General features: G+C 70.4%; 1 protein-coding gene. It reads left to right on the top strand.

What is annotated here, in order from left to right; translation table 11 throughout:
• Positions 1 to 110: 110 nt before the first annotated feature.
• Positions 111 to 1430: an IS256 family transposase gene (locus I2H19_RS09845; RefSeq protein WP_229089899.1), complete on the top strand. Its 1320-nt coding sequence runs from the start codon at positions 111 to 113 to the stop codon at positions 1428 to 1430.
• Positions 1431 to 1490 lie beyond the last annotated feature (60 nt).

Here is a 1490-nt window from a genome sequence, read left to right on the forward strand (position 1 = left end):
GTGGTGTAAGAGGCGGGGCATGCCCCGCCCCCTCCCTTTCTTGAAAGGGAGGGGACACCGCCTAGAATTCGTCGTTGGAGTAATGAAGGTGACGAATGGAAGGAAAGGCGATGCCCCAAGAAGAGAGTGTACTGCGCCTCGGCCGCGACGAGGCCCTCGAGGCGGCGAGGCTTTGGCAGGAGTGCGGCGACGCGCGCGAGTTCGCGTGCAGGGTGCTGGGCGGCGTGATGAACGCGCTGATGGACTCCGAGGCCCAGCAGATGTGCGGCGCGGGCCGCAACGAGCGCAGCGACGGCAGGGAGAACAGCCGCAACGGCTACCGCCCCAGGTCGCTCAAGACCGCCGTGGGCGACGTGGAGCTCGAGATACCCAAGCTCAGGCACGGCACCTACTACCCCGAGGGCATGCTCGCGCGATGGTCGCGCGTCGACACCTCGGTGGCCGCCATCGTGCAGGAGATGTACGTGTGCGGCGTGTCCACCCGCAAGGTCGAGCGCGTGGCGTCCAAGCTGGGCATATCCTCGCTGTCGAGCTCGGAGGTCTCGAGCCTCTGCTCCGACCTCGACGCCGAGGTGGCGGAGTTCCGCCGCCGCGACCTGTCGGGCACGCCGTGCTGCTACCTGTGGCTCGACGCCACCTACATGAGCTGCAGGGTCGGCTCGTCGGTCGTCTCGCAGGGCGTCGTGACCGCGATCGGGCTGGGCGCCGACGGGCGCAAGCACTTCCTGGGCTGCGACGTGGTCGACACCGAGAGCGAGGACTCCTGGGCGGCGTTCCTCGGCGGGCTGCGCGAGCGCGGGCTGGCCGGCGTCCGCCTCGTGGTCTCCGACAGCCACGCCGGGCTCGTGGCCGCCGTCTCGCGCCTGTTCCAGGGCTGCGCCTGGCAGCGCTGCGTGACGCACCTGCAGCGCAACCTCCAGAGCGCCTGCTCGGGCAGGCCCGAGGACTCAAAGGCGGCCGTCAGGGACCTCGTGCACGCCGCGGTCTACCAGGACGACCCCGACCTCGCGCGCTGCGTGTGGGCCGAGGCGGCGCCCTGGGTGGCGTCGGTGTCCGCCAGGGCCGGCGAGGTCTTCGAGCGGGCCGAGGACTCCGCGCTGGCGTTCACGGCCTTCCCCAGGGCGCACTGGGCCAAGCTCCGCACCAACAACGTCCAGGAGCGCGCCAACCGCGAGATCAAGCGCCGCTACAGGGTCGTGCAGTCCTTCCCCTCGAGGGAGTCGATGCTGCGCCTGACGTGCGCGAGCCTCATGGAGACCGAGGGGCAGTGGTCCCAGCAGCGCATGTTCTCCGAGGCCTCGGCCGCCGAGGGCTTCGCCGAGCCCGCGGACAGGCCGGCCCCGACAGAGGGGAGGCGCCGCGCGCTCGGGCGGCGCGCCAGGGAGATAGTGGACGAGATAGTCGAGAAGCACGGCCTCAAGAAGGAGTAACATCGGGACTTGCAGCGACGGACCTCAGGACGCCCTTACACCACGTCTGCGCGCGCGACC

This window comes from Collinsella aerofaciens (genome assembly GCF_015560135.1).
GTDB classification, from domain to species: Bacteria; Actinomycetota; Coriobacteriia; order Coriobacteriales; family Coriobacteriaceae; genus Collinsella; species Collinsella aerofaciens_AN.

Bases quoted from the DNA above. Each gene is read 5' to 3' on its own strand.
- I2H19_RS09845 (WP_229089899.1), top strand. From the start codon at position 111: ATGCCCCAAGAAGAGAGTGTACTGCGCCTCGGCCGCGACGAGGCCCTC.